The 24,095-nt window shown below is 70.1% G+C and carries 10 protein-coding genes; 8 read left to right on the top strand and 2 right to left on the bottom strand.

Translation table 11 applies throughout. The features are described from left to right. Nucleotides 1-26: 26 nt before the first annotated feature. Complete coding sequence (locus QHF84_RS24405) at nt 27-785, top strand: SDR family oxidoreductase (protein ID WP_281315798.1); 759 nt, start codon at nt 27-29, stop codon at nt 783-785. A gap of 197 nt (nt 786-982) precedes the next feature. Further along, nucleotides 983-1,708 (top strand): PspA/IM30 family protein, encoded by a 726-nt coding sequence (locus tag QHF84_RS24400; RefSeq protein WP_281315797.1) that lies wholly within the window; start codon nt 983-985, stop codon nt 1,706-1,708. An 18-nt stretch (nt 1,709-1,726) separates the two neighbouring features. On the opposite strand, the gene QHF84_RS24395 is transcribed toward QHF84_RS24400, so the two are convergent. Together QHF84_RS24395 and QHF84_RS24390 are read right to left on the bottom strand one after the other, a co-directional pair. Further along, nucleotides 1,727-2,659 (bottom strand): SUMF1/EgtB/PvdO family nonheme iron enzyme, encoded by a 933-nt coding sequence (locus QHF84_RS24395; RefSeq protein WP_281315796.1) that lies wholly within the window; start codon nt 2,657-2,659, stop codon nt 1,727-1,729. Nucleotides 2,660-2,757: 98 nt separating this feature from the next. Then, on the bottom strand, nt 2,758-5,187 hold the full coding sequence (locus QHF84_RS24390; protein WP_281315795.1) for a hypothetical protein: 2,430 nt from the start codon (nt 5,185-5,187) through the stop codon (nt 2,758-2,760). A 486-nt stretch (nt 5,188-5,673) separates the two neighbouring features. Here QHF84_RS24390 and QHF84_RS24385 point away from each other — a divergent pair, with 486 nt between their 5' ends. The 6 genes from QHF84_RS24385 to QHF84_RS24360 all read left to right on the top strand — a co-directional run bounded on the left by QHF84_RS24385 (nt 5,674) and on the right by QHF84_RS24360 (nt 23,923). Next, nucleotides 5,674-7,713 carry a S53 family serine peptidase gene (locus tag QHF84_RS24385; protein ID WP_281315794.1) on the top strand — a complete coding sequence of 680 codons (2,040 nt, stop codon included), beginning with the start codon at nt 5,674-5,676 and terminating at the stop codon, nt 7,711-7,713. Nucleotides 7,714-7,799: 86 nt separating this feature from the next. Next, on the top strand, nt 7,800-11,006 hold the full coding sequence (locus QHF84_RS24380; RefSeq protein WP_281315793.1) for a poly-gamma-glutamate biosynthesis protein PgsC/CapC: 3,207 nt from the start codon (nt 7,800-7,802) through the stop codon (nt 11,004-11,006). After that, nucleotides 11,003-13,519 carry a hypothetical protein gene (locus tag QHF84_RS24375; RefSeq protein WP_281315792.1) on the top strand — a complete coding sequence of 839 codons (2,517 nt, stop codon included), beginning with the start codon at nt 11,003-11,005 and terminating at the stop codon, nt 13,517-13,519. The genes QHF84_RS24380 and QHF84_RS24375 overlap by 4 nt, the downstream gene beginning before the upstream one ends. Continuing rightward, nucleotides 13,516-14,679, top strand: a complete 1,164-nt coding sequence (locus tag QHF84_RS24370) for a hypothetical protein (RefSeq protein WP_281315791.1) — start codon at nt 13,516-13,518, stop codon at nt 14,677-14,679. The genes QHF84_RS24375 and QHF84_RS24370 overlap by 4 nt, the downstream gene beginning before the upstream one ends. After that, the gene (locus QHF84_RS24365) at nt 14,676-19,565 is read left to right on the top strand and encodes a hypothetical protein (RefSeq protein ID WP_281315790.1); all 4,890 of its coding nucleotides are present in this window, start codon (nt 14,676-14,678) and stop codon (nt 19,563-19,565) included. The genes QHF84_RS24370 and QHF84_RS24365 overlap by 4 nt, the downstream gene beginning before the upstream one ends. Then, entirely contained in the window at nt 19,562-23,923 is a 4,362-nt protein-coding gene (locus QHF84_RS24360; protein ID WP_281315789.1) for a capsule biosynthesis protein CapB, read from the top strand. Before QHF84_RS24365 ends, QHF84_RS24360 begins: the two co-directional genes overlap by 4 nt. The last annotated feature ends 172 nt before the right edge of the window (nt 23,924-24,095 follow it).

Genomic DNA, 24,095 nt, shown 5'->3' with positions numbered 1-24,095 from the left:
GATGGGCATCATATGATGTTCATCCGATGAACGCGAGCACGACGAGCGACGAGCGCGGCGGGAGCGATCCTGCGGCATGGATCGTGGGCGCCGGCGACGGGACGGGCGGCGCCGTCGCGCGGCGCTTCGCGCGGGGTGGCTTCGTCACCTGCGTGTCGCGTCGCAACGCGGACAAGCTTGCGCCGCTCGTCGACGCCATCACCGCGGCGGGCGGCCGCGCGCACGCCGTCGGCTGTGATGCTCGCAAGGAGGACGAGGTCGTCGCGACGGTCGAGCGGATCGAGCGGGAGATCGGTCCGATCGAGGTCTTCGTGTTCAACGTGGGCGCGAACGTCCCCTCGAGCATCCTCGACGAGACGTCCCGCAAGTTCACGAAGATCTGGGAGATGGCCTGCCTCGGCGGGTTCCTGACGGCGCGCGAGGTGGCCAAGCGCATGGTGGCGCGCGGGCGCGGTACGATGCTCTTCACGGGCGCGACCGCGAGCCTGCGCGGAGCTGCGAATTTCGCGGCGTTCGCGAGCGCCAAGCACGCGCTGCGTGCCCTCGCGCAGAGCATGGCGCGGGAGCTCGGCCCGCGGGGCATCCACGTCGCGCACGTCGTCGTCGACGGCGCGATCGACACCGCCTTCATTCGCGACAACTTGCCCGCGATCTACGCGAAGAAGGACGAGGGGGGCATCCTCGATCCGGACCACATCGCGGAGAACTACTGGCACCTTCATAGCCAGCCGCGCGACGCGTGGACGTTCGAGCTCGATCTCCGCCCGTGGATCGAGAAGTGGTGAGGTCGAGGCCGCACACCCCTCCCGTTCGGAGCGCTCGGATCAGCGGAGCGAAGTGAAGCGGATCCGAGCACTCGGTGGGGGGGCAGAGGAAGGCCTGGTCATTTCGCGTCGCGAAAATCGCTTTTTGGTCGGGCCGACCGGAGCCCCCCCACGTTGGGCGCCTTTACTCCGGAGGCAAGCCGAGGCACCTTTGCCGCATGGGCATCTTCGACCGGATGGGCAAGGTCATCTCGAGCAACGTCAACGCGCTCCTCGACAAGGCGGAAGACCCGAAAAAGTCGGTCGATTTGATCGTCGAGGAGATGAAGGACCAGATCCGCGCCGCCCGCAAGGAGCTGGTCGAGGCCGTGGCGGCCGAGAAGGTGCTGCGCAAGAAGGTCGACGAGATCGACGCCGAGACGGGGAAGTGGGAGCGGCGCGCCGAGCTCGCCCTGAAGGCCGGCGACGAGTCGCTCGCACGTGAAGCCCTCGTGCAGAAGAAGCGCATCATCGCCGAGCGAGACCGCGCCGAAGCGCTGCGCGCCGAGCAACGCGCGGCCGCGCTGAACATGAAGCGCGAGCTCGAGCGCATGGAGCAGAAGCAGCAGGAGCTCGAAGCACGCAAAGGGACGATCGCCTCGCAGCTTCAGCAAGCGAAGGCCGGCGGCGGGGCCGAGGGGCTCGGCGCGCGTGGCGGCAGCACGGGCGGCGCGTTCGCCGAGTTCCGGCGCATGGAGGACAAGATCGAGGGCAAGGTCGCCGAGGTGGCCGCCGCCCGCGAGCTCGACGACGCGCTCCGCAGCGGCGGGATGTCCGACATGGAGCTCGAGTCGAAGTTCGCGCAGCTCGAAGGCGGCGGGTCGATCTCGAAGGACGGCAAGCCGTCGAACCCCGAGATCGACGACGAGCTCGCCGCGCTGAAGAAGAAGATCCGGATCGGCTGAGCGACGCCGCGAGGAAGCTCAGGGCGTCGCGAGGTCCACGCAGCAGCGGAAGCCGGTGCGCGGATCGCTATTGTTCCGCGTGATGTTCGCGCTCGCCGTGGAGCAATCCAGATCCGTGTCGCTGCTCGTGAAGCCACCGCCGCGACGGTGGCATTTATCCATCTCGCCCGTCTGGGTCTCGCACGAGTCCTCCCACTCCCAGACGTTGCCGCTCATATCGAAGATATGGTCGAAGCCGCCTTCGCACCCCGCGAGGCTGCCGACGGCCAAGGTCGCACCCGCCGTATTGGCGCCATTGCACGCTTCACCCACGTACTCGTTTCCGTAGGGGAACGTGCGCATCCCGCCCATCGTGCAGGCGTTGTGCCACTGGCTGACCGCGGGGTTCGCGTAATCGCCTGCGTACGGCGTGGGGCCTCCCCCGATGCGGCCGCAGAGCCGCTTCTGGTTCGCCAGGCAAAAGGCATAAGCATCACACCAGTCGACGCTGGCGACCGGGCGATTGTCCGGGGAGGTGACCGAGCCAAAGCTCGTGTTGAACCCGCATTCGGGCAGAGGCTGAACCATTTCGCTCGCCGGATCGGGATTCGTGTCGAGCCAGGCCTTGTACTGCGCCGTGGTCACCTCGGTGCTGTCGATGCAATACTTCGTCCCGAAGGACACGAGCTCGACCATCTCGGGCGTATTCGGGACCTTCGGACACGCGTTCTGCGGGATGCCGCCGCCCGAGCCTCCGCTCCCGGAGCTCGACGCGCTCGAGGACGACGAGCTCGCGCCGCCCATCCCGCCCGCGCCGCCACTTCCGCCCGTGCCGCCGCTTCCGCCCGTGCCGCCCGTCGCCCCCGATCCGCTCGGCCCGGAAGGCGGAGCGTCGACACCCCCACCACCAAAACAACCGGCCGCGATCACGAGCGGGCAAGCAAGGAGCAGGAAAGAAACGGCGACGCGCATGATCCGACGATGACACACGTCGCCCGCGAACCGCAATGGGGGAGCGATGGCATGGACGAACACACGCCGTCGTCCACCCCACGCCGAGCGAAGGCCGCCTACTTCGCCGTGTTGCGACCGAGCGCCACGACGTTGTCCACCGCGCTCGCGCCCCCCTCGCCGACCGTCACTTTCACCCGAGGTTTGGCCCGCAAGAGGCTCACCACCAGCGTGAGTCCCCATCCGTCCTCGCTGCGAATTTGCACGGCGCCGTGGCTGTCCTCGATGGACATGATCAGCCGACCGAGCACCTCGAGCCCCGGCGGCGCCGCGCCCGGCGCGATGAGCACGCGCTGCAGCGCCGACTCGGGCAGGCCAAAGCCGAGGCTCCAGTCGAGAATCGAGAGCTCGACCGCGGTGCTCGTCTCCCGCACCGAGATCACCGGCGGCTGCGCCGACGGCGACTGGCCCGCAGCCTCGACCATGAACGCCTCGAGCGCTTTCTCCAGCGCCGACCGATGTCCGATCACGTGGCCCATGCCCCGCATCGGCTCGATCTTCACCTGCCGCCCCGTCGCCCGCGCCGTGCCCGCCACCGCCTGCGCGATCACCTCCGAGAGCGGGAACGCGCTCAGCGGATCGTGCGTCGGCGCCGTCGCGAGCGCGCGGACGTTCGTGGGTTTGTCCTCGGGCTGCTCGACGACCGACGCGACGTACCCGACGATCGACGAGAAGCCGTCGGCCTTTTGCCGGAGCGCGCGGATCGTCAGGACGAACGACGGCGCGGTCCCCGGCTGGCTGCGACCCGTGATGCCCGACTCGCTCTGCAGCACCTCGGCCATGCTCGTCGCAGCCTCCTCCGCGGTGCAGCCGGTGAGCGCGACGAGGATCTGGCTCAGGTGAATCGAGCCGGGCGGGAGCGCGCCGTCGGCCGACTCGGGCGGGACGGAGACGCCACGCGCGCCGAGCCAGCGGCCGAGCTCGCGGCTCGCGAGACGCACGTCGCCGAGCGCGTCCGCATAAAAGAGGCCCACGGGGGAGCTGCGCAGCACCTCACTGAACGTCGCGATCTCCTTCGCGGCGACGTCGGCGCGTTGCACGAGGCGCTCGGACGGCGGCAAGGGCGCGTCGAGCAGGCGCGATCCCGAGATCGGCTCGCCTTCACCCACGCTGCCGAGGCGGCGCCTGCGCGCGATGAGCGCGAGCTCGCGCGCGAGGCGTTCGAGGCGTTCGGGCGCCTTGGCGAACGCGGCCTCGGCCTTCGGGCCGCACAGGAACACGTAACCTTCCGTCTCGCCGAGCGCGATGAGCGGCACGACGAGCGTGGGCTCGCCCGGGTTCTTCAGGTAGTCCGTCACCACGTGCGGCGCGGCCACGCCGTGCTCGTTGATGTACGGCCTGCGGCGCACGTCGCGGCGGCGCTCGCCGATGAGGTGCTCGCCGACGTCGCCGTCGTCCCAAAACTTGAGGTGCCACTGCGAAGACGGCAGCTCCGCCACGAGCACGAAGTCGGCCGGGAAGAGGCGCCCCGCGAGGCGGCCGAGCCGGGGCCAGAAGACCGCGTCGGGCTCGGTCTGCACGCGGCGGAAGATGCCCTCGCGGCCGAGCAGATCCGAGGTGCGCGTGACCGCGCGTCGCCAGCCCGAGAGGTCGAGCGAGAGCGCCACGATCGCGCCCGCGAGGATGCCCGAGGCGAGGCTCGCCGCCGGCAGGAGGCCCCGCACCATCGAGGCGGCGAGGATCGCTTGCCCGAGGATCGTCGCGAGCAGGCAGACGCCGAGGGTGATCAGCGCGCCGCGGATCGACGCGACCCTGCGGACGAAGGCGAGGATCAAAACCGCGAGCGACGCGACGAGCGCGCTGATCCAGCGCGGCGCCTCGCGCCTCGCGCCGCCGTCGAGCAGGCCGCCGAGCGCCGAGGCCACGTGCGTGCCCATCGAGATCTGGGGCGCGCCCCCGACGCTCGCGCGTGGCTCGAACGGCGAGTCGAGCGCGGCGATCACCACGCGACCCGCGGCGACGGAGAACGGCGTTCGTCCGGCCACGACGTCGGCGAGCGAGACCTTGGGCACGCTCTCGGCCGGCGCGGGCACGATCCACGGCGCCTCCGCGATCCCGAGCGCGGCGAGCGCGGGCCGATCCGCGGGCGGGGCCGCGAAGCCCACCGCCGCGCCTTGCGCGCCGATGCGCACGATCCCCGGCGGCAGCGCCTGGATCGACGCGGCCGGCTCCGCGCCCGGTTGCTTGCGGTTCACACAAAATGCGTCGAGCGGCGGCACGATGAGGACGCCGCGGCCGTGGCCCGCGGTGACGAGGTCGGCGAGCGCGCCGAGGCAATCTTTTTCGGCGAGCGTCTCGGGCGAGGCATGCACGACGAGCACGTGCGACGAGGGGCTCCGGCCTGCGATCGCGCGCAGCGTGAGCTCACGCGCCTCGTCGTCGGCGCCGCGGAGGGGCGCGATCGCGGCCGTGATGCCAGCGACCAGGATGGCCGTCGCTTCGAGGCGGGCGCGGCTCGAAAGGCGCGATCGATCCTTCTCGAACGCCATCGGCCGCGGGGCGCGGAACGGCTTCGGTATCTTTCGTGTCTCGAGCAGGCGTCGGGCGAAACTTCGCATCGAGGGGGTACGGGTTCAGCGTGTGCGGCAATTTTCCTGCCACCGGACCGATGCCCGGCAGAGCTCACCCGTCTCGCTGTGGGAACGTCGATCGCTTCACTTTCTCGATCCTGGAAAATCGACCGGTATGCTCCCCGGGTGCCCCTACGGGCTTTTCCGCTGCGGTCTGGAGTCCTCGCCTCTGATGTCTGCAATCCTCACGCAGCGTGGCCTTTATACCTCATCGTCCCGGTTGCGTGGGCGGAACAAGCCCGGTCGTCGATGCTACCAGGGCCCGTGCCCAGGTGCCCATTTCTGGACGGCGTCCAAATTTTGCTTTCTTTCCAGATATTTGAGTCACCGTCTGCCCGGGACGCGTGCTGCACATCACCCGGAATTGGTGGATTTTTTCCTCCCATGGAGGGAGCATCGCCCACCATGCTGTCCTTGCGATTCCCTTCCTCCACCACGGCGCGAGTACTCACGCTGCTCGCCCTCGTCAACGGCGCGGCGTTCGCCGCAGCTAGCTGCAGCGGAAGCTCCGGCGAGACGCCTCCCGGCGGCACCGCAGGCTCCGGCGGGATCGCCCAAGGCGGTCAAGGCGGCGTCGGCGGTATCGGCGGCCAAGGCGGCCAAGGTGGTCAAGGCGGCCAAGGTGGCCAAGGCGGCCAAGGTGGTACCGGCGGCGTCGGCGGCCAAGGCGGCGCGGGCGGCGAGGCCGGCGCGGGCGGCATGGGCACGACGAGCTCGAGTTCGTCGAGCAGCAGCTCGTCGAGCTCGTCCAGCAGCTCGTCCAGCAGCTCGAGCTCGTCCAGCAGCTCGTCGAGCTCGTCGAGCGGCGCTGGCGGCGGTGGAGAGCCGGACGGTGGCGAATTGCCCGACGCGCTCCCCGACTTCACGGACGCCGAGCTCGAACCCGTGACGAGCATCGACGGCATCCCGAACCCGCTGCCGGGCGTCTACATGGACCTCGGCCCGGCCAGCCAGAACGCGGGTTTCCGTTCGCTGATCGCGTTCCCGATGCGCGACAAGCAGCTCCTCGAGGGGACGATCGCGGAGATCTACAACCCGGGCAGCCCGAAGTTCCACGACTACATGACGACCGAGGAGTGGATGGAGAAGCACGCTCCGCCCGAGGTCGATCTTCATCTCGTCAAGCTCTGGCTCGAATCCGAGGGCTTCACGGTCCCGTACGTCGCGACGAACCGCCTGCTCATCGAGTTCCAGGGCACGGTCGCGAAGTTCAACGAGGTCTTCCAGACGACGCTGCACGTCTTCGAGCGCGAGAACCCGCAGCAGGGCAACCCGCCGATCGACGTGTACGGCACGCTCGAGCCGCTCAAGGTGCCGCTCTGGGTGGCGCAGCGCATCGGCGGCGTGATCACCGCCGATTTCGCGGCGGACAAGACCCCGCTGACGGCCGAGGGCGGCGGCATCATGGTGCAGCCGCAGACCGTCCCGACGAACCGGCAGTCGCCCGCGAAGATCGCCAAGGCGTACGGTATCGATCAACTCCACAGCATGGGCTACCGCGGCCAGGGCGTGAAGCTCGGCGTCACGGTCGGCGCGATGTTCCGCTACAAGGATCTGCAGTCGTTCTGGCAGTCCTTCGGGATCATCCGCGACGATCCGGTGGTCACGTACACGATGGAGCCGCCGTCGACGCGTTACATCGAGACGACGCTCGACGTGGAGTGGGCCGGCGCGCTCGCGCCGGGGGCGACGTTGATGGTCTACGCGGGCCACGACGCGCGCAACACGTCGATGGTCTACACGTTCAACGAGGCGATCGGCCGCAACGAGGTCTCGGTCATCACCGACTCGTTCGCGCACCGCGAGGACTCCGAGCCGGCGCCTGTGCGCATCCAGTACCACGACTCGGCGATGCAAGCGGCGGCGCTCGGCATCACGGTCATGGCCGCGACGGGCGACTCGGCGCAGGCCGATACGCCCTCGGTGAGCCCGTACGTCACGGCCGTCGGCGGCTCGCGGCTCTTCTGGAACGCGAACGGGACGCTGCAGCAGGAGACGAACTGGTACGCGTCGGGCTGCGGCGACTCGCTCTCGTTCCTCATGCCCGAGTGGCAGAAGCCGTACGTCACGAACGTCGAGATCAACGCGCCGCCGCGCCGCGCGACGGCGGACCTCGCGGTCCACGCCTCGCAATACGCGGGCTATTACATCTACTACCTCAGCACCTGGTACAACGGGTACGGAGGCACGTCGTTCTCGTCGCCGGTCTTCGGCGCGCTCATGGCCGTCGTGAACCACTACCGCGCGGCGAACAACCTGCCGCAGGCGGGCTGGATCAACCCGACCCTGTACACGAACGCCGCCGTCAAGGCGACGTTCCGCGACATCACCACGACGGATCCGGACGGCACCACGGCGGCCAACAAATCGCCCAAACCGGGGTGGGATTATCCGACGGGATGGGGCGCCCCGAACGCAATGGGGCTCGCGCTCACCCTCCCCTGATCCAGGATCATGCGTTAACTCGACAGCGCGGCCCGACCGGCGCGATCATCCTCCCTTCGCGCCGGAGCTCCTAGCGCCGCGAGTCCATGCTGGCCTCTCTCGCTGTCTTACCGCCCAACGGTCTCGATCGGAGCCTGCACGTCGCCGTGCTCATCGGCCTCGTGATCGGGACGATGTTCACCGAGCTGTTCGGCTGGACCTACGCAGGCCTCGTCGTCCCCGGCTACCTCGCGACGATCTTCATCGCCGCGCCCGCGACCGCGATCTTCATCATCGTCGAGTCGGTCGTGACGTACTGGCTCGTCGCAGGCGTGGGCCGATGGGTCACGCACCTCGGCGCGTGGTCGGCGGCGTTCGGGCGCGAGCGCTTCTATCTGTTCATCGTCGGCGCGGTGCTCGTGCGGCTGCTCTTCGAGGGCGTGATCGTGCCGCGCGTCGAGGCGCAATACGGCTTCGCGCACTCGCGCGAGCTCTACAGCGTGGGGCTCGTGCTCGTGCCGCTCGTGTCGAACACGTTCTGGAACGCGGGCATCATCAAGGCGTTCCCGCGCGTCGGGTTCGTCACGGTGTTGACCTGGCTCCTGCTCCTCTTGCTCCTGCGCACGACGAACCTCTCGGTCTCGCGCTTCCAGGTCATCAACGAGAGCCTCTCGATCAAGTTCCTCGAGTCGCCGAAGGCGCAGATCATCCTGGTCATCGGCGCGCTGCTCGGCGCGCGCAACAACGTACGATACGGCTGGGACTACAACGGCATCCTCGTCCCGGGGCTGCTCGCGGTCGCGTGTTACGAGCCGCTGAAGCTCGTGACGACGACGGTCGAAGCGCTGCTCGTGTACGGCGCATCGAAGTTCTTGATGAGCGTCCCGCCCTTCTCGCGCATGCTCATCGTCGGCCCGCGGCGCATGCTCATGTGCTACATCACGGGCTTCTTCGTGAAGGTCATCCTCGGGTTCGTCCTGGCCTACTTCTGGCCGGGTGTCCCGATGATCGACTACTTCGGATTCGGCTACCTCTTGCCGAGCCTGCTGGCGGTGAAGATGTGGAACAAGGACCACATCGGCATCGTCGTCATGCCGACGCTGCAGGTGTCGATCACCGCGTTCCTCGTGGGCAACGGGATCGGCTACGGGCTCGTGAAGGCCGAGGGGCTGCTCGTGCCGCGCTCCGCGATCTCGGACATCGCGATGATCTCGGGCGGCGCGAGCGTGCCGTACGAGCTGACGCTGGGCGACACGGGGCCGAGGCCGCGGCCCGCGGCGGAGCGATCGGCGGGGATCGCGGCGCTGGAGGTCGCGCTCGAGGTCGCGAACGAGGTCGATGGATACACGGAGACGCGCGGCGGTGAGGAGGTCTCGCCGCGGACGCTGACGGCGGCGAAGACCGCGGGCCTTCTCGTGATGCGCGAGGAGAAGGGCGGCTGGGTGGTGGCGCGGCCGCGCGCGTCGGAGATCGATCCGGACGACGTGACGCCGGCGCCGCGCTTCGCGGTGCGGCCGAAGGCGACGCGTGGGGTCGTTTCGTATCGCGGCGGCTTTCTCGTGCTCGCCTCGCCCGAGGGGCCCGGCTCGGCGCTGCCCGCGCTCGCGCACGCTGCGGCGGAGGCGCTCGGGGCGCGGGCGATCGTGCTCCTGTCACGGCACGAGGGGCAACGCGCGCTCGACGAGGCGTTCGCGGCGGAGCTCGGAAAGCGGCTCGGGCTGGATCAGATGCTCGTGGTCGAGGCGGGCGGGGATTCGCCGCCCGGCGTGAGCGCGGTCGGCTCGATGCCCGAGGGCTTCGACGTGATGGCGCTCGGGCGCATGCTCGGCGCGGAGGTGACGCTCTCGTGGAGGGCGCCGGTGCAAGGCGCGACGCAGCGGCCGTGGTCGAACGCGCCGACGTTGCGCGTGCCGCTCGCGCTCGCCGAAGAGGTCGGAGGATCGCTGCTCGGCGCGCGTGAGGTCGAGGTGTGGTCGGGCGGGTTGCGGCAGGAGCTCGTGGGCCGGGTCGTCGCGCTGACGTCGGTGGGGACGGCGGGGTATCGCGGGCCGACGATCGAGGAGCTGCGCCTCTTCGACGCGACGCTCGCGCGGCGGATGCCGCACGCTGGGCTCGAGCCTCGGTGGACGGCGTGGGAGCGCGCCGTCGCGGCGCGGCTCGGCTACACGCTCGTGCGGGTGCATCGGCCGGACGGCGAGATCGAGGCCTGGGGTCTCGTCGAGGACGAGGCGGGCGGGCGGCGCGGCAACGCGAGCCTGTTCGTGAAGGTCGAGAAGCAGGAAGAGGTGATCGCGCCGGGGGAGATCCTCATCGAGGTGCCGGCGCCGCGCTGGGAGATCGGGACGTTCGGCGCGGGTTTGTCGCTCTACGACGCGCTCGGTGCGCGCGGGCTCTTGATCGCGGGCGCATTGCCGAGCGCGGATCCACGCGGGCTTGCGGACCCGCGGCGCCGGGTGTCGCGGCGATCGTTCTTCCAGCGCGTGCACGAGGTGTGGCTCGGCGAGGGCAAGAGCGGCATCAGCATGCAGGGCATCGCGCCGGAGCGAGACTACACGGGTGATCTCGTGGTTTCGTTCGGGCGTGAAGTGATCCGGCGCGAGCAGGTGCCGGAGTGGGCGCGGCCGATGGTGGAGGTGTTCGGCGACCTCGGCCTGCGCGTGGGGATGTTCGACGGGGCGCGCGAGCACGCGCCGTACAACGGCTCGGCGGATCTCTCGATGAGCTACGCGCGCAAGTTCGCCGATGGCCGCTTCGCGCTCGTGTACATGTCGGGCGAGATGCGATCGGCGATGTCCGCGGTCGAGAGCGACGGCATCCTCACGCCGAGGCTCGGGCGGCTCGGCGTGGATCTCGGCTCGGAGGACGTGGCGTCACGCGCGTTCGAGCTCATCGCGTGCAAGGCCGAGGCGCCGGCGCCGAAGGCGACGAAGAAGACGGAGGGCAAAAAGAAGGACGCGGAGGACGCGGCCCCGGCGGAGGCCCCGAAGTCGCGATGCCCGAGCTTCGCGGCGGACGCGGCGAGCCGGTGCGACGTCGATGCGCGGCTTCAGAGCTTCGAGCTTTATCTCGATCAGAATAATCCGTTCGATCTGCGCGCGGCGATCAAGGGCGATCGGGCGTGCCACGTCGAGGTGGTCCGGGACGCGGTGTCCCGGCGGATCTGGGCGCTCGTGGCGGAGCCGGGGCAGGTCGTGCTGGTCCCGCTCGGCACGTCGCGGGTGCCGCGCGCGCCGAAGCCGCTCACGTCGGTCGTGCGGGTGCGGCGCGCGGTCGCGACGGGCCTGACCAGCATACGGGTGACGGAGAGCCCGTGATCATCCGCTGGTTCATCGTCGCGATTCTCTTCTTCGGCTGGGCGGCCCTGCTCTGGCCGCTGACCTCGCCGCCGCCCGCGTCCCACCTCGCGCTGCCGGCGATGGACGAGATCCTCGCGTATCGCGTCGACCCCGAGAAGCCCGTCGCCGTGAAGGTGCCCTCGTCGATCGACGCGGTCGTGGTCTCGACCTGGGCCCTCGTGGCCCGCGCGACCGTTTGTGATCCAAAGGCTCGTTTTTCGTACGGGTTCGAAGCGACGTTCGTCGACGAGCACGGCAAGGACGTCCAGACGCACAGGTTCGAGCTGGAGAGCCGGCTCTCGTGTGACGACAAGGACGGCGCCACGGCGGGCGAGTACGCCGCGCGGGTCGCGCTGGGCGACGAGTGGGTGCTCGATCCACGCACGACCACGATCACCACGTCGGAGCTCTTGCCGCGCGGCGGCGTGATGCGGATGCGGGGGCTGCCGATCTCGGTGAAGGACGTGCTCTCGCGCGTGGAAGGTCGGTACCGGCGTGGATCGTACGAGCGCACGTTCTACGAGATGAGCCTCGACGACGAGGATCGATCACGCGTCGTGTCGGACATGACCTCGCTCGGCTTCGAGGATCTCCCCGAGACGGCGCGATCACGCGCGCTCTCCGGCTGGGATCGGCGCCTCGACGCGGCCGGGCTCGAAGGCAAGGACTACACGCTCCGTCGGCTCTTGCTCCGCAACTACCGCACGCCCTTCCCCGCGGCCGCGGGCACGGTGCCGGGGTATTCGGTGGGCGAGCGGCACGCGGCGGCGGTCAACGTGATGGGGCCGGTCGAGCTCGACGTGCTCGCGCCGCCGGGGCGATCGGTGACGATCAGCGAGGGCGGGGGCGGCGGCGCGCGCATGCTCACGGTGCCCGAGGACGGCGTGTTCCACGTCTCGTCGTCGCGCCTCAACCCGCGCACGTTCGTCGTCGATGGCAAGGGCGACGATTTCCTCGTGCGGTTCGTCCTTCCGAAGCCGTACGAGCGCGCGCAGATCGGTGATCTGATCGCGCTGCCGTTCGAGGGCGAGCGGCTGGAGATCCGGCCCGACGTGCGGGTCGTGAAGTATTTGAAGCTCGATCCCGAGCGGCCGGTCCTCGCGCGCGTGGCGCCGGAGCAGCCGTACCTCGGCCTGCTTCTTCGCGCGGAGCTTCCCGAGGAGGGCGCGCCCGACTCGATGTCCGGCACTGTCGTCGCGCGCTGGGGCCCCGGGCCGAACGAGCGCGCGGAGCTGCGTCAGACCTTGCCGCGCTCGCGCTTTGAACGCTGGGGCCGGCCGCGGGATCAGGCCGAAGAGGGCGGCGCGATCGTCAGCGGGAGCGACAAGACCGAGGCCGACGCGACCGATCCGCGCCGCGCGATCCTGCGCATCCCGATGGGCGCCACGAAGATCGAGCTCCTCGGCGACGCGCACATGCGCGTGCACCTGCGCGTGCTCGATCCGGGCGTACCCGAGGACATCCTGCGCGTGCCGTACCGCGTCGAGCTGGCGGAGAACGAGATCTGGCGATACGCGCCGTTCGACGTGCGCACCTGGACGCCCATCCGCGCCGAGAACCAGAACGAGCTCGAACGACAAGGCCGCATCGCCGACCTCTACGAGCAGGTCCGCATCGAGCTGCGCGGCCAGCCTTCGCCGAGCCAGGCCGGCCAGAAGCCCGAACGCACGCTCGTCCCGGATCAAGCGCCCGTCCGGCGTCGTTTCCTCGCGCCGTACGAGATCGCCGCGAAGGAGCTGCTTCCGAACGACGGCTGGACGCCGCTCGATCTGGGCAGCGCGCTCAAGCTCGGGATCGGCTACGCGGGCGAGCGTGGTGGACGGTTGAAGGTGCTCTACCGGGCGCACCCGTCGCGGCTCGGGAAGATGGCCGAGCTCTGGATCGACGGCAAAAACATGGTGGAGCAGCCGATCGCGTCGCTCTCGGGCGTGCTCCGGGCGAGCCTCAAGGCCGGCATCCACGACATCCAGGTGAAGGGCATCGGCGACGGGCTCGCGTACGCGGATGCGGCGCCGTGGGAGGGCGGCGCGATCATGCGTCGCCGCGACGTCTTCGAGCTGCCCGCGCGCGAGCCGCTCACGTTCACGTTCCGGCAACGACAGGGCGAGTCGCTCACGCTCGTGCTGTTCGTGATCAGCGAGGCGTCGACGCGGCCGTTCAAGATTCGCTACAGCATCGACGGGGGCAAACCCGGGCGGCAGAAGGGCGCGTTTTTCCGGACGATCACGACGGCCACGGGTGAGCTCTCGGGGCGCACGGGCGACGCGGGGATGGGCCTGCTCTGGGAGGCGCGGCGGACGGCGAAGGAAGCGCGGAACAACCCGGACGGGCTCGCCAAGGTGAAGATTCCGATCGGCGACGATCTCGAGCCGGGGCTCCGGACGATCAAGATCGAGAGCGTCGATCGCGTGTGGATCGGGGCGGTGCTCGTCGGCCAGGCGCCGCTGCCGGGAGACCTCGAGCCGAGGCTTTGGTCGGAGGACGATCTGTGAAAAAAGCGCGATGGGCAGGGCTTCTGGCGACCACGATGCTCTTCGGCTGCGGGGCGCCGTCCTGCCCGAAGACCCCGCCCGCACCGGCGGTCGCTTGTCCCCCCGCGGAGGCCAGCGCCATGATGCCCCAGGTGGACGAGGAGGCGACGAAGGCGCTCGAAGACCGGCTCGCCAAGTTGCGGAAGGGCGGTCGCCGGACCGTGACGTACAAGGCGCCGACGAACGAGGAAGAGCGCGCGTACGCCGCGTGGGTGCGCGACGCGCTCGTCGCCGCGACCGAACGCAAAGAGCCGCCGAAGAAGGCGCCCGAGGGTTTTTCGCTCCGGGTGCTCGGCGACGTGTGGCTGCTCGAGGAGGCGCGGAAAAAGAAGCGCGGCGCGGGCGTGGTCGTGATGCGCACCGGGCGCGCGAGGCCGATCCTCGTGGAAGCGCCGCACACGTTCTACGACGCAGGCACGCTTCCGATCGCGCTCTCCGTGTTCGACGCGCAGGCCGCACGGGTGCTCTTGATCAACACGGTGCACCGCTACATCGCCAAGCCCGCGGACGCGGCGAAGGACGGCGGGACGAAGGACGAGAAGGCCGCAACCAAGGACAAGGGCAAGGGCACGGAGGCCGAGGCCGACGAGGTCGACGACAAGGACGACGACAAGGACGACGACAAGGGCGCAGCCGTGGAGGCGCCGGCCGGGGTCGATCCCGATGAAGCGGACGATGCAGATGCGGCGGCGCCGGTGGTCGAGTCGGACGTGGCGCACGCGGACCGCTCGTTCTTTCACGCGGCCCATCGCGAGCTCGTCGCGCTCATGCAAGGTGCGGTCACCGTGCAGATCCACGGCTTCAAAGACAACAAGTCCGAAGGTACGGGCCTCATCGTGAGCGCCTCGAAGACGAACGCCGACGCCACGACCCTCGCCGCGCGCCTCAGGTCCGCCGTCACCGACACGAGCGTCAAGGTCTATCCGACCGACGTCTCGATCCTCGGCGGCACCATCAACCAGCAAGCGCGCACCTGCCGCGAGCTCGGCGCGCCGTTCTTCCATGTCGAGATCTCGCGCACCGTCCGCGACGCGCTCGGCGCCGACAAGCAGAAACGCGCGCGCTTCGCCGCCGCGCTCGACCCGATCTTCGCCCCTCCTCCGAAGCCCCCGAACCCATGAGCCTCCGGTCTGCCCTTGCCGCCGCTCTCGGTCTCGTCCTCGGCCTCGCTGCCACGGAGACACACGCCGAGCCGAGCCTCGATCCCCCCGGCTGGGTCGCGCCGACCCGCGCACGCATCACGCCCCTCTCGCGTGGTGACATGTCGAGCGTCGGTGCCGAAGACGTCGACGCGAGCGCGCCGATCACCCTCGCAAGCAGCATGGCCCTGCTCCTGCCCATCGAGCCCGGCGATCGCGTCCGTCTCGAAGGCCCCGTCGCCGCGGTGGGGTTCGGGACCGGGCTGCGTGGCATGCCCGAGGTGATCACGTGGTTCCCACTGCCGAATCCCCTCCCCCCGGCGTCCCCCAAAGCCCCGGAGACCCGCATCATCGACGTCCCCATGTGGACGGGCGCCCATTTCCTCGTGGTCCGCACGGACAAACGCGCCTCCCTCACCGCCTCGATGGGCAGCCTCCCGCGCTCCTCGCTCGCCTGGCACAGGCTCGACGAGGACGTCACGCGCTGGCTGCGTGATCCGACCGCTCCCCGCCCCGAGACCGTCATCCCCGAGGCCGCCGCGAACCTCCGCTGGCTCTTCGCCGCGAAGAGCGCGCTCGACGCCGCGCCGCCCGAGGCCACCCGCGATTGGCTCACCGCCCGCTGGCTCGAAAGCTCCCTCCTCGTCCGCCCCCTCGTCGAGCCCTACTTCGTCCGCCGCCCCGTCTCCCTCGAAGGCGGCCGCGTCGCCTGGAGCGAAGACTTCATCCGGCCCGAGCCCGACGCCTCTCCGTGGCAGTTGGTCGCCTCCTTCCCTGGCAGCCCGGGCCGCGTCGTCATCGATGCCCCCGGGTCCGACGTCGTGCGCCTCTCCCTCCAGGCCCGCGGCATCGGCGCCTCCCGCGCCCTCGTGCGCGTCGGCGACCTCGTCGTGCGCGAGCTTTCCTGGGATCTGGCGTCGTATTTCACGGGGAGCCATCCATGGTCCTCGCCGCAGACGATCCGCGTCCCCTTGCCCGTCGCCGCGCGCCGCGTTTCGATCGAGGTCCTGGCGGGCGAGATCGCCGTCGCCGCCACCGCCTACCGCAAGCGCACCGATGTCCTCGACGTCGTGCCGCGCGCTCGGGATCGCCAAGCCCGCCTCGACACCCTCGCCGAGGGCGCAGAAGAGCCCCCCGCCGCCGCCGCGCTCCGCCTGGCCGCGGCCGCCGAGCGCACGGGCGCCGCGGGCGACGCCAAAGCCGCCGTCGAGCGTGCCCGCGCGAGCGACGTCCCCCCCGCTCTCCGCGCCTTCCTCCTCGCCGAAGCCGTCCGCTGGGCCACGACCCCCGAACAGGCCCGCGAGGCCGCCGAACGCGCCGCCGACCTCACCCGCGCCCTCCCCGCGGGCACCGCCGGGCCCATCCTGCGCGCCACCCTCGAGCGGCTCGCCGGGCTCTACACGCGCAGGCTTCCCCCGTCGCAACCCTGGGACCGCCCTCTGCCCGAGGCCACGCACGAGGAGGATCGCGCCGCCCTCGACGCCCTCCGCGCCATGCTCTCGCCCCCCGAGGACGGCCGTCGCCCTGTGTCCGCGCCCCTCGCCGAGCGATACGCCTGGCTGCACGGCGACCTGCCCGGCGCCGCCAACCGCGCCCGACAAACCTGGGTCCGCGAAGCGCCCTGGGACACCCTCGATCCGCCCCCCGGCGCATCGACGTGGACCGAGCTCGAAGCCCCCGTGGACACCACGTTCATCCAGATCTGCGACGTCGTCGGCTCGCGCGGCCTGCGCTGGACCGTCCTCCGTCCGGGCAGCGTCGACCTCGACGTCCTCCCGCCCCCCGCGCCCGCGACCCACACCCGCATCCTCGTCGTCCCTCCGCCCATCTACAACCCGGTGCCGCGCGAGACCTCGCTCCTCGTCGACGGCATCGCTGCCACGGCGCATGCCGGCGCTGGCCTCGGCACCGGGATCGCCGTGACGCCCGGCCGCCACACATTCGAGCTCCCGAAGGGCTCTACCAGCCTCTACGCGCGTATCCCCCGCGCCGGCACCGCGCCCTGCGACACCCTCCGCGAAGCCGTGCGCTGGATCCGCGTCAAAGGCGAGGCCACCTTCCGCATCCCCGACCCCGGCCGCGCCACCGTCGCGCGGGTCGTCGCGTACACCAGAGACCGCAGCTCCGGCACGCCTCTACACATCCGCATCCACGTCGGCGAGCGCGTGTACGAGGCCTGGCTCGACCCCCACGGGGACGGCGCGGCCGAGGTCCCGGTCCCTGCCGAGGTCGGCGAGATCCGGATCGAGACCGAGCGGGAGATGTTGCTTCGCGTCGCCGCGCGCCTCCACCCCCACCACGCCCCCGAACCCCGCGTCGGCCCCGGGGCCCGCGAGACCTCCCCCGAGGCCACGGCCCTGCTCCTCGCCCGCGTCCGTGACGCCAGCCGTGAGCTCGAAAAAGCTCCGCCCGCCGAGCAGGACGCGATCCGGAAGAAACGCGCCGAGGCCCTCGAAGCCCTCGGGTACGAATCTCTCGCCGCCCTCGACCGAAAAGGCGAGGTCCCGCTCGAAGCCCTCGACGTGACGGATACGAACGCTCCCGCGCAAGCTCTCCGCCTGCCCGCGGGCAGCCCTGCCGTCGTCCCCCTCGGCCTGATCCCGCGCATCCCGCCCCTCCCCTTGCCGAAGGACGTCAATCCTCTCATGAGAGCGCGCCGCGCCCACGCCGAAGACGACGACGCGACGGCCCTCACCCTGCTCACCAAGGGCAACGCCCGCGCCTCCACCGACGCCGACGGCTTGCTCTACGCCGTCCTCGCGGAGCGCACCGGCGCCGGCTGGATCGCCGGCGAGGTCTTCGAGCGCATCGGCCTCGAGCATGGCTCCGGCCCGGCCCTCGCCCGCGCCGCCACCCTCTCCGCCGATCGCGCCGCCGACGAACAGGACCGCGCCCGCGCCCTCCGCAGCTTCGTCCTCGCCCAGCACGCCGTCGAGAACGGCGATCCCGCGTCGAACGCCTTCGCGCGCCTCGCCCCCGCCGTCGGCTGGCTCGCCGTCGCCCGCGCCGATCAAGCTGCCGGCACTGGCCTCGTCGACGTCCGCGGCGGCCGCGCCCCGTCGCTCGGCTTCCAGGTCCGCCGCGCCCTGCTCGACGCTCCCGACGACGCCCTCCTCCTCGCCGAAGGCCAGCACGTCGAGATCCGCGTCCGCCAGAGCAAGCCCACCACGCTCGGCGTCGAGACCCAGTGTCTCGCCCTCGAAGACGACCCGTCCTGCCAGCTCAGCGTCGAGATCGACGGCAAACCCACGCCCTGCGGCGATTCCGCTTCAACGCTTGGGGGCTCCGCTCCGCAAGCGGAGCTACGCCCCCAAACCCCCAGCTCGCCCCGCGGCGCCTGCACCCTCTCGATTCCGCGTGGCCCGCACCGCGTCGAGATCCGCGCCCCGCGTGGCCGCACCATCATCGGCGCGGCCCGCGTCCAGAACCCCGGCGGCTTCTCCTTCGAGGCCCGCGTCGTCTCCGAGTGGTTCGAGATCGACCCCGAGCGCCCCCTCGAAATCGCCTTCGCCGCGCCCACCGTCGTCCGCCTCCAGGCGCGTGGCCCCGCCGGTGAACCTCGCCTCCTCAACTGGTCCATCGACCCGAAGGTCCCCCTCCCCAGCACCACCTCCAGCGGCAGGCTCCCTCTCGATCTCGTCGCCGATCCGGCCGCGCACCTCGTCGGCGGCGCCCCGGGCACCCTCCTCCCCCTCGGCCACGAGCTCGAAAAGCGCATCCCCGTCCTCTCCGACGGCCCCCACACCCTCCACGTCACCTCCCCCGGCGGCCGCGCCCTCGTACGTGTCCAGCTCGCCGTCCCCATCGGCCTGCCCAAGCCTCGCCGCGTCGCGCCTCTGCCCGGCCTCCGCCCTGCGCCCGCCGGCGCCCCCGAGCCGCCCTTCCGCGTCGCGCCCGACATCGTCTCCGACGCCGATCCCGGCGGCCTCCTCGCCTCCGTCTACGCCCGCCTCGTCGACCTCGACGTCGGCGACGAGGACAACCTCACCGGCGCGCGCCTCCTCGAAGTCGGCGTCGCCCTGCGCCGCGAGATCGAATCGATCAACGCCTGGACGCAAGGCTCCGTCTTCGCCCGCGCCCGCTTCGGCGCCCCGAGCTTCGGCGTCGCCGGCTCCTTCGACCTCGCCCCGAATGGCGTCATCCCCGGCGTCTTCGTCCGCGGCCGCGTCGTCGCGCAGCCGACCGACACCTTTGGCCTCGGCGCCCGCGCCCTCGGCGGCGTCCTCTGGTCGATCCCCGTCGCCGACTCCGTCTCCCTCGTCCCCTGGGGCGGCGCCGCCGCCATCCTCACCGACCCCGCCCTCGAAGGCCGCGACGACGCCGACCGCGAGGTCTGGACCCGTTACTCCAGCACGCGCCCCTTCTACGGCGTCGTCGGCCTCCGCGCCCTCTTCCGCCCTGCGATCGATGCCCTCGCGAGCGTCGGCGTCTCCACGCGCACCACCCCCGACTTTGCGGGCATCGACCGCGCCGACCTCGAAGGCCAGCTCCACCTCCTCCCCGGCCGTGGCCTCTCGCCCTGGATCACCCTCGGCGCCTTCACGAGTTACCGACCGGCCGGCTACGACCGCGACGAATCCTTCGTTCGCAGCGGCGTCAATGCCCAGCTCACGTTCTGGACGTGGCTCATGCGGGGCCATCGCCTCAGCGCCGGGGCCGAGGGCCGCGTCCTGCTCGACCTCCCCCTCGAGTCCTCGCCCTTCCGACTTTCCGGAGGTATCTTCGTGGGATACGACCTCGCGGGTGGCAGGGGCCTTCGTGACTTGCCGCCGCGGGAGGCACCGTTCCGCGCTCGGCTCGAAGAGGGCAGCGGCCGTATCGACAGGCGCCGCACCTCCTCGGACCCGACCTGGGGCACGCCGCCTTGAAGTACCCCCTCGCTCCCGCGCTCATCAAACGCAGATCCCGTTACGCCGACGGGCGGGATGGGCTCGCGGTCGAGCTCTTCCACAGCGTCTCGCCCCTCATGGCGAAGCTCCGCGTCCCCACCGTCGAGCGCATCGCCGAGAACATCGCCGCCGAGCTCGGCCCGGGCCCGCATCCTCCGGGCATCCTCATCGCCTCCCTCGTCCGCGCCGCCGACGTCGCCGTCGGCGAGCTCGACCGCCTGAACGGCGAAGCCGCCTCCCTCATGGTCGCCTACCAGGGCGCGGCCACCGACGAGGACAAACGCAAGATCCTCATCGACCACCTCCGCGCCTCGGCCAAGAGCCGCCTCGACGCTCGCCGCGACGTCCAGGCCACCAAGCGCTGGCTCGACATGGAGGCCGTCCAGGAGCGCTTCGCCGCGCGTATCGCCGACCAGGTCGACGCCGTCGAGGTCGCCTACGAAGCCACGATCACGAAGGCGAAATCGCTCACCGAGGGCGACGCCTTCCGCCTCCTCTCCGGCGGCGGCGTCCTCGAATTCGCCATGTCCCACGCCTCGGCCGGGCGCCCGCAACCCGTCCGCGTCGCCGCATTACGCGTCCTCGCCGCCCTCCTCGCGCGCCTCAATCCCTCGCAGCGCCTCGGCCGCTTCGGCGTCGAGCGCGCCCGCCAGGTCCTCGCGTGGGCGCGCGGCGTCGATGCCATGCGCTGGGCGCAGGTCGCGGCCCTCGAAATTGCCTCCCTCGTCTTTCCCGACGGCATTCGCGGCGTCATCTCCGAGCGCCTCCGCGTTCGCTCCGGCAAGGACGGCCCCATCATTCGCCGCAATTCCTTGCGTATCCTCGGCACCCTCGCCGACGACCGCACCCGCCTCGAAACCGGCCTCATCGCCAAGGACGACCCGAGCGAGCACGTCCGCCAGGAGCTCGCGCGTTTCCTCGGAAAAACCCGCGGCGAAGGCGGCCTCGAACAGCTCGTCAAGATCATCACCGAGGACAAATCGCCCCGCGTCCGTGGCCTCGGCATTCGTGTCCTCACGAAGCGCGCCGGCGGCTTCGCTTGCGAGGGCCCCCGCGCCGGGAACGAGCCCCCGACCGAGAATCGTGATCCGGAGGCGGCCGAGGCGCTCCTCGGCGTCATCCAGCGGGCCCTCACGAAACCCGAAGATTCGCTCCCGGTGCGTGTCGCGCTCGAATCGATCAAGCTCGTGGCGGCCGGCACCACGCCCGTCCTCCGTCCGGGCCATTTCGTCGAGCCCCTCGCCACGCTCGCGAACAACGAAAAGGCCGGCGCCGAGCTCACCGAGGGCGCCGCCGCAACGCTCCGCTGGCTCGAAGTCGCGGCCGAGCCGGAGCTCGTCGCCCTGGCGCAGCGCTTCAAGGACAAACTCGAAAAGATCAAGGAAGGCCGCTCCGCGCGCTTCGAAGTCCCGCCGAACACCCCCACGCGTGACCTCGAACGAGCCCTCGCCGTCGCCTCCCGCGGCGACATGACCGTCTCCCTCCAGAAGCTCGGGGCCGGCAGATACATCCTCTGGCGCGGCGAGCCCCGGCGCTGGCGATTCTGGCGATTCTGGAACGAGCTCAAGACGCCCATGCCGGACAAACGCAAAGGCTACGCCCATACCCAGGGCCGCGTCTGGCAAGGCGAAATCGTCGTCCCCCCGCACGGCATGGCCGAAGTCACGCCGACCCGCGTCCCCGGCGAGCGCCAGCTCTGCCCGCCCGTCGCCGGCTGGGGCCCGTTCCTCCCGCGCGTCGACGAATTGCTCGCGGTCTGCTCCATCTCGGGCAAACCCCTGCGCATGATCACGCCCGTCGGCACCGTCCTCCTTCGCGGCCCGCACACGCTGAAGGAGCGCATGCGGACGCGCTGGAAGCTCTCGCTCGAATACCCCCAGCTCGCGCTCGTCCGCCAGCGCTCGCTCGCCGCCAGCGAGCCGCGCGAGAAAAAATTCTTCTGGCAAAAAGCCCAGGAGCTCGGCTTCTCCCTCGACGTCGTCGACACCGAAGGCGAGATCGAAAACGCCCGCTTCAACCTCGTCCCGCACCTCCCGCGCAACTTCTACGCCCCGCTCCCCTTCGCGCTCCCGCCGATCGCCGAGCACGTCCTTTCTTTCTTGTTATCGCCCTCGGGCAACACCCCGGCGCACCTCGCCGTCGTCGTGTGGAGCCTCTTCTCGTACCTCATGCTCCGCACGGCGGTCATCATGCGCGGCATCGAGAAGGCGCGCGCCTCGATTCCGCTCTCCATCGGCGGCTGGGGCACCCGCGGCAAATCCGGCTCCGAGCGATTGAAGGCCGCGCTCTTCCACGCCATGCGCTACGACGTCGTCGTGAAGACCACGGGCTGCGAGGCCATGTTCATTCACGCGATGCGTGATCTACCGGCCGGCGAGATCTTCATCTATCGCCCCTACGACAAGGCCACGATCTGGGAGCAGCGGAACGTCCTCTTCACCGGGAAAAACCTCCATTGCCAGGTCTTTCTCTGGGAGTGCATGGCGCTCCAGCCGCGCTTCGTCGAGACGCTCTGCAACGAATGGATGCAGGACCCGATCACGACGCTCACGAACGCGTATCCCGACCACGAGGACATCCAGGGCCCCGGCGGCGAGGACGTGGCGCGCGTCATCTCCTGCTTCATGCCTCAGGACGGCGTCACGTTCACCTCGGAAGAGCAGATGTTCCCGCTCTTCCTCGACAATGCCCGACGCAAGCGCACGAAGCTCGTCCACGTCCAGCCCATCGAGGCCGACCTCATTCCCGTCGACCTCCTCCAGCGCCTCCCGTACCAGGAGCACCCGCGCAACGTCGCCCTCGTCCTCGAGCTCGCCGATTATTTCGAGATCGACCGTGAAAAGGCGCTCGTCGAGATCGCCGACCACGTCATCCTCGACCTCGGCGTCTTGAAGACCTATCCCACGGTCGAATACCGCGGCCGCAAGCTCACGTTCTCCAATGGAATGAGCGCGAACGAGCGCGCCGGCTTCCTCTCGAACTGGACGCGCCTCGCCTACGACAAACACAACCCCGACGAGACGCCCGACCGGGCCACCTGCGCCGTCGTCAACAACCGCGCCGACCGCGTCGCCCGTTCCCGCGTCTTCGCGCAGATCTTCGTCGACGACGCCGGCTGCGACCACATCATCCTCATCAACACGAACCTCGGTGGCATGATGCAGTTCATCACCGAGTCCCTCGACATCTGGCTCGGCGGCACCCGCATCACCGCCGACGCCGACAAGGAAAAGGCGCTCCTCAAGTTCGACGAATACCTCCGCCGCACCGGCACCCGCTCGAGCCTCGAGGCCCTCGAAGAGACGCTCCTCATCATGCTCAAGGCCCTGCCGATGGAGGACGAGGACGCGCGCAAGATCGTCGAGGACGCCCGCCCGCTCTTTTCCGCGACCCCCGAGGAGCTCGGCGCCGCGATCGAAAAAGCCTTGTCCGGAAAAACGCCTCCCGAGGGCAAGGACGACATCCGCCCCGACATCGTCACCCACACGATCCGTTACGCCAAGCGTACGAAGATCCGCGACGACGCGAAGAAACGCGTCACGGACGCGCTCGACCAGAAGGCCTGGGCCGAGGCCGACACGCTCTTCCGCGCCGCCTACCGCGAGCTCTTCCTGGAGCGCGTCTGCGTCCTCTGGAATGCCGGCGCCACGGGGGATCAGGTCATCGATTTCATGGTCAAGCAGATCCCGCCCGGGATGGACGTGCGCATCATGGGCACGCAGAACATCAAGGGCACGGGGCTCGACTTCGTGTATCGGTGGCTCTCGATGGACCGCGTGCGTCAGAACATCGAAAAGATGGAGACCACGCCGAGCGCGCGCGCCGAGGTGCTCACGTTCTTCATGTCGTACAACGACTTCAGCTTGATCGATTGCCGCGAGGCCCTCGACGCGACCAAACGCGCGAAGGCCTCCGACGATCCCGACTGGCAGAAGCACGCGAATTTGATCAACGCCGCGCTCGAACGCCTGAGCAACCTGGAGCGGGACAAGGTCACGAAGCTCCAGGCGACCGGCAAAGCAGGCCTCGGGCAACGCGTCCTCAACAAAGTCGAGCAGCTCTTCGACCACCTCGACTCGGTCCGCCGCACGAACACCGCGCAGACGGTCATGAACGACCTCTTCGCCGCGCGCGTCGGCCACGGCCAGGCCGCCATTCTTTTGCGCGACGTCACGGGTCGCTCGAAGGGCGGCTGGCTCTACAAGGACCTCAAGAAATGGTGGGCCAAGCAGGAGGAGCGATTCCCCTGGCTCAAGGGCAAGAGCGAAGAAGAGCAGAAGAAGGACGACAAGAAAGGCGACGCGCCGCCGACCGGGGATCCCGCGCCGGCGGGCTGATTCGATCCTTTTTCTCGAAATCGATCGCAATACACGAGCGCCGACCTCGTCGCGCGCACGTAACGCATCCCACCGGTCTGCTCGCTCTTCTAACTGAAAGCGATTTTCATTGTCATTTACAGGAGAGGAGGTAGAGTCCGTTCGGCCGATCTCGGAGAAAGTGGACGCACGT

Source organism: Polyangium sp. y55x31, assembly GCF_029946505.1.
Lineage (GTDB): Bacteria > Myxococcota_A > Polyangia > Polyangiales > Polyangiaceae > Polyangium.
The sequence above is the reverse complement of the archived record's forward strand: the minus strand, read 5'-3'. Positions and strand labels throughout refer to the sequence as shown.